Source organism: Deltaproteobacteria bacterium (genome assembly GCA_019308905.1).
Lineage (GTDB): Bacteria > Desulfobacterota > BSN033 > WVXP01 > WVXP01 > JAFDHF01.
In genome coordinates this window covers 1-4,933 of sequence record JAFDHF010000119.1, presented here as the reverse complement: position 1 = coordinate 4,933, position 4,933 = coordinate 1, and the positions used below count along the sequence as shown (strand labels likewise).

The 4,933-nt window shown below is 54.5% G+C and carries 3 protein-coding genes and 1 pseudogene; 2 read left to right on the top strand and 2 right to left on the bottom strand.

Going from position 1 to position 4,933, the window contains the following annotated elements:
• The first annotated feature begins 321 nt into the window (after nucleotides 1-321).
• Both hflK and hflC read left to right on the top strand, forming a co-directional pair.
• Nucleotides 322-1,368 carry an FtsH protease activity modulator HflK gene (gene hflK, locus JRJ26_20175; GenBank protein MBW2059807.1) on the top strand — a complete coding sequence of 349 codons (1,047 nt, stop codon included), beginning with the start codon at nucleotides 322-324 and terminating at the stop codon, nucleotides 1,366-1,368.
• Entirely contained in the window at nucleotides 1,365-2,318 is a 954-nt protein-coding gene (gene hflC / locus JRJ26_20170; GenBank protein MBW2059806.1) for a protease modulator HflC, read from the top strand. The genes hflK and hflC overlap by 4 nt, the downstream gene beginning before the upstream one ends.
• Nucleotides 2,319-2,380: 62 nt before the next feature.
• On the opposite strand, the gene JRJ26_20165 is transcribed toward hflC, so the two are convergent.
• Nucleotides 2,381-3,961, bottom strand: coding sequence for an AMP-binding protein (locus JRJ26_20165; GenBank protein MBW2059805.1), 1,581 nt, complete (start codon nucleotides 3,959-3,961; stop codon nucleotides 2,381-2,383).
• Between the two features lie 251 nt (nucleotides 3,962-4,212).
• Nucleotides 4,213-4,842 (bottom strand): annotated as a pseudogene (locus JRJ26_20160) (dihydrodipicolinate synthase family protein).
• Nucleotides 4,843-4,933: the final 91 nt, after the last annotated feature.

The following is a 4,933-nucleotide window of genomic DNA, read 5'->3' as shown; positions in this document are numbered from 1 at the left end:
GCGAACCTTGATAGGGTCACCGCGTGAGCTCAGGAGCGAGGGGACAAGGGTGTTCTCCTGCCAAGACAGAAAAAGATCGTGAAGTCATATACTTGCAAGAATCCTGGGCCGAAAGCTCAGGAAACTCCACAGAAGAGACTAAGTTTCCTCATCCTCATGGAGAAGACCGCCGTCCTGGGAGAGGCTCGTGGGGTTCGGTGACCGCAGGGGTAAGCCGCAAAGGGAACCCCCGGTCTTAGGGAAGGCCGAGCTTGACTTCTTCTTGTGCATTGCCTAATATACCCTGACACCTAAAACCCATCACGAGAAGGGAGAAGGACTATGTCCTGGGATGGAAACGATCGCGGAGGCTGGCAGGAAGGACCGCCAGACCTCGGAGAGGTAATCAAAAAGGCCAAGGATTCCATGGGATTCAGGGCGGGAGGACGGCCCTTCTGGCTTATCCTTGTTGGAATCATTGTGCTGGTTGTGTTGCTTTACACTGCGGTCTATACGATCCCAGTGGGCCACAGGGGAGTCGTCCTCAGGTTTGGCAGGTTTTCCGGCATAGTTATGCCGGGACTCCATGTCAAGATCCCTTTCGGTATCGATGTTGTCTACAAGGTTTATACGGATCAGGTGGGGACTGAGACCTTTGGATTCAAGACGATTCGCCCTGGCATCCGCACCCAGTACGAGAAAGGACCGAGCAGAGAACGGGAGTCGCTTATGCTCACCGGCGATCTCAACGTGATCGACGTGGAGTGGATAGTCCAGTTCAGGAGGGAGGATCCGAAAAGGTTCCTCTTCAACGTGAGGGACCCCATCAAGGCACTCAGAGACGTGAGCGAATCGGTGATCCGCCGCATCGTCGGTAACTGGAGCTTTGACTACGTGCTCCAGAACCGCGAGGAGGTCAACAAGATAGCTCAAGAGGAGATTCAGAAGATCCTCGATGAATACCAGACCGGCCTCCACATTGTCAACGTAAGACTCCAAAACGTGGTACCGCCGGATCCCGTGAAGGGCGCTTTCAACGAGGTCAACGAAGCCCAGCAGGAAAAGGAGAGGCTCATCAACCAGGCTCAGGAGACCTACAACAGAGAGATCCCCAAGGCCAGGGGAGAGGCGGAGAGGACCATCAACGGCGCCCGCGGGTATGCCCTGGAGCGGGTGAACAGGTCAAAGGGGGATGTGGCTAGGTTCCTGGACGTATTGAAGGCTTATCGAAATGCAAAGGAGGTCACCAAACGGCGTCTCTATCTCGAGGCGTTTCAGAAGATTCTGCCCAAGACCAAGCGGATCTATGTAATCGACAGCAAACAGAAGAGCATCCTTCCACTTCTCCAGCTCGGCAAGCAGAGCGAGGAAGGAGGTGAAGCCAAATGAAACGGATGGGAGCTTTCATCGGGGTCGTCATAGTGATTTTCCTGTTTCTTGTGGTTTCCGGAGCCTTCTACACGGTTCGGGAATGGGACCAGGTGGTGATCACCCGGTTCGGAGAGCCTATAGGGGAGCCGGAAACAAAGGCAGGCCTCAGGTTCAAGATTCCATTTATTGAGAAGATCCATCGTTATGAGAGACGGATCCTGCGGTGGGACGGAGAGCCGAAGGAGATTCCGACCCGGGACAAGCGGTTCATTTACGTCGATACCGCGGCCAGGTGGCGAATAGTGGATGCGCGGAAATTCCTAGAAGTCCTTGGCAGCTATGGTCAGGCATACGCCAAGCTCGACGACATCATCGACGCCGTTGTCAGGGACTTCGTCTCTTCGAATCCCCTGGTTGAGCTCGTCCGGAGCTCGGATTGGATGCCATTACTCAAGGAAGGGGAGGAGAAGATAATTTCACCCTTCCCGGAGAAAACCGCCAGGGAAACCGTTGTACTTGGTAGAGAAAAAATCACCCGGGCGATTCTGGCCGAGGCCTCAAAGGCCATGCCCGCCTTCGGCATGGAACTGGTCGATGTCAGGATCAAACGGATCAACTATGTAGAACGGGTCAGGCTGAAGGTTTACGAGCGTATGATATCGGAGAGAAAACGAAAGGCTGCCCAATTTCGGTCCGAGGGTGAGGGCAAGAGAGCGGAAATCCTAGGGCAGATGGAAAAGGAACTGAAATCGATCAAGTCCGGTGCCTATCGAACAGCCGAAGAGATCAGGGGAAAGGCAGACGCCGAAGCGACCATGATCTATGGCAAGGCCTACAATCAAGACCCCGAGTTCTACGCCTTTTTCAAAACCTTGGAGACATACAAGGAGGCTGCCTTCGAAAACGCGGTGATCATCCTCGGCACCGATTCGGATTACTATCGGTTCCTGAAGAACATTCCGAGATAGGCCTGCCGGCTCTGCGATCATCGGTCAGGGGCTCGCCTCCCGAGGCGAGCCCCTTTGGCCGTCTAGAGGTCGCTCCAGCTTCCGTATCTCTCCCTTAGAACCCTGTGAAGGATCTTTCCGGTCCCGGTTCGGGGCATCTGTTCGTCTTTGATAAAGTCGACCGACTTGGGTATCTTGTAGCCGGCGATCTTCCCCCGACAGGACTCGATCAGTTCCTTGGCCAGTTCTTCAGAAGGCGCATAGCCGTCATGGAGGATGACAACCGCCTTGACAGCCTCGCCCCACTTCTTGTGGGGGACGCCGATGACGGCCACGTCCTTGACTGCGGGGTGAGGTCCGAGTAGGTTTTCAACCTCCGAGGGATAGACGTTTTCTCCCCCTGTTATGATCATGTTGGCTTTCCGGTCCACCAGGTAGTAGTAACCGTCCTCATCCCTTCTGCCCATATCCCCTGCCGTGGACCACTCTCCCTCAAAAACCTCCTTCGTCTTTTCCGGATCCTTCCAATACTCCTTGAAGGCGATCGGGGTTCTGGCAAAGATCTCTCCCACTTCTCCCTCAGGTACCTCCCTGCGATCTTCGTCGAGGAGTTTGATTCGATCTGTGCCGAATATCTCCTTACCGATGGAACCGAGTTTCCTCATCTGATCTTCGGGGCGCAGTAAGGTCATAAGACCCTGTTCCGTCGACCCATAGGCCTCCCATAGTTCGGCATTCTTGAAGTACTTCATGATTTCGATTTTCGTATCTCTTCTCGCTGGAGCCGAGGATATGAGGAGTTGCCGGATCGAGCTGACATCGTATCTGGCCTTCACCTCTTCAGGAAGGGCGAGCATCATGATGTAGTGGGTGGGAACCAGAGATGTGAAAGTGATTTTTTCCCTGTCGATGGTCCCGAGAAGATCCTCCGGGTCAAAGCTCACCATGTTGTACACAAAACAAGACGCTCCCACATAAGTATAGGCAAAGGAGTAGAAGATCGAATTGATATGACACATGGGCATGACGAGCATGACCCTGTCATCCGGCCTTACCCCCATATTGATATCGTTGAGGACATACTGGGCTATGTTGCTCTCGTGGGTTCTAACTACGCCCTTTGGCCGCCCTGTGGTCCCAGAAGTGTACATGATGTTCCAGATGTCCGCTCCGTCCACTACGACATCCGGGTAATCGGGGCTGCCCTTTTTCATGAGATCCTCGTAGTGGACATATCCCGGAGGGGCTTTGCCGCTGCCCATATACACGTAGTTCTCTGGTGGAATGGGAAGTCTCTTGCGAATGGAGTCTACGGTATCGACAAATTCCTGGCCGACAACAAAAGCCCTGCACTCCGAATGGTTGACGATGTACTCGATCTCCGGAGGAGCCAGGCGGAACATGACAGGAACCGTCACCTGCCCACCCTTGGCCGCTGCCGCATAGATCTCCATCCATTCCACGGCGTTGTATGCGATGATGGCGAAACGGTCTCCGTGAGTCAGCCCCATACCGGCAAGTGCATTGGCCAGACGGTTTGAACGGTCGTCCCACTCCTTGAAGGTGTATCGCTTGAACTTGTCGGCGATAGCCTCCTTGGTTGGGTTGTTGATAGCCTGAACCCGAATGATTTGACCCACCGGGAGCCACTTGCCGGTCTTCATGATCGTGGAGCCTCCTTTCCCATCGCCTCCCTGAGCATTTTAGCCAACCCGATTTGCATTGTCAAATCGATTCCCCCTGGCGTGGAAAGCCGAGAGTTCGCGCAAGCAGGTAAGAGAATGACCCGCTCGAGGAGAACCCTGGTGAGGCTTGTCACCAGCTTCAGACTCTTCGCAACTGCGAGAGAAAGACCCGATGGAATGTCGTGCCCGCTCCCTGTACCCGCAAGCGGGCATGACCAGTATCATGGGGGCTACAGCAAATCCAGATCGGTGAGTATCCGGCGGAGCTTTTCTCTCTCCGGTTCCTTCAGTGGAGTGAGAGGCTTTCGGGGCACGCCAACCGCCCGACCCAGCATGTTCAGTCCGTCCTTGAAAACCTGAACAAAGTGCGGGTAATTGTCCCGCCGGTCGACGCAAACGAAGTTCACCAACGGGATCAGCCTGTCCCACAGCCTCCTTGCATCATCGAGACGACCCTGCTGAACGGCTTCATACAGGTCAACACACTGTTTCGGTATAAGGTTGATTCCACCTGTCAGCCATCCGTCGGCTCCGACCATCAGGGCCTCGAGTCCATTCACATCATGCCCGTAGTAGACAACCAGCTCGTCACCACATAGATGTTTGAGTGTGTGCACTTTCCATGGATCCCCGTGAGCGCATTTTATGCCTTGGAGGACCCCCTCTCCGACCAGCCCGGCGACCTCCCAGGGATTGAACTCGTACCCGCTGAACCAGACGTTGTCATACAGGATGATCGGTATGTTGATGGCCTGTCTCAGGTCCCTGAAGTGGTTCATGGCGTCATGTTTCGGGGGATTCAGGTAGTAGGGAGGAATCACGAGAACACCCTCTGCCGGAGCTCTTGTCAATAGGTGTGTAAATTCGAATCAGGCAGCGAGCCTTCTTTCATGGGCAATTGTCAGCCTTTCGCCGTCCTTGAATTCAACGCCCTTATAGACTTCAGGTAGA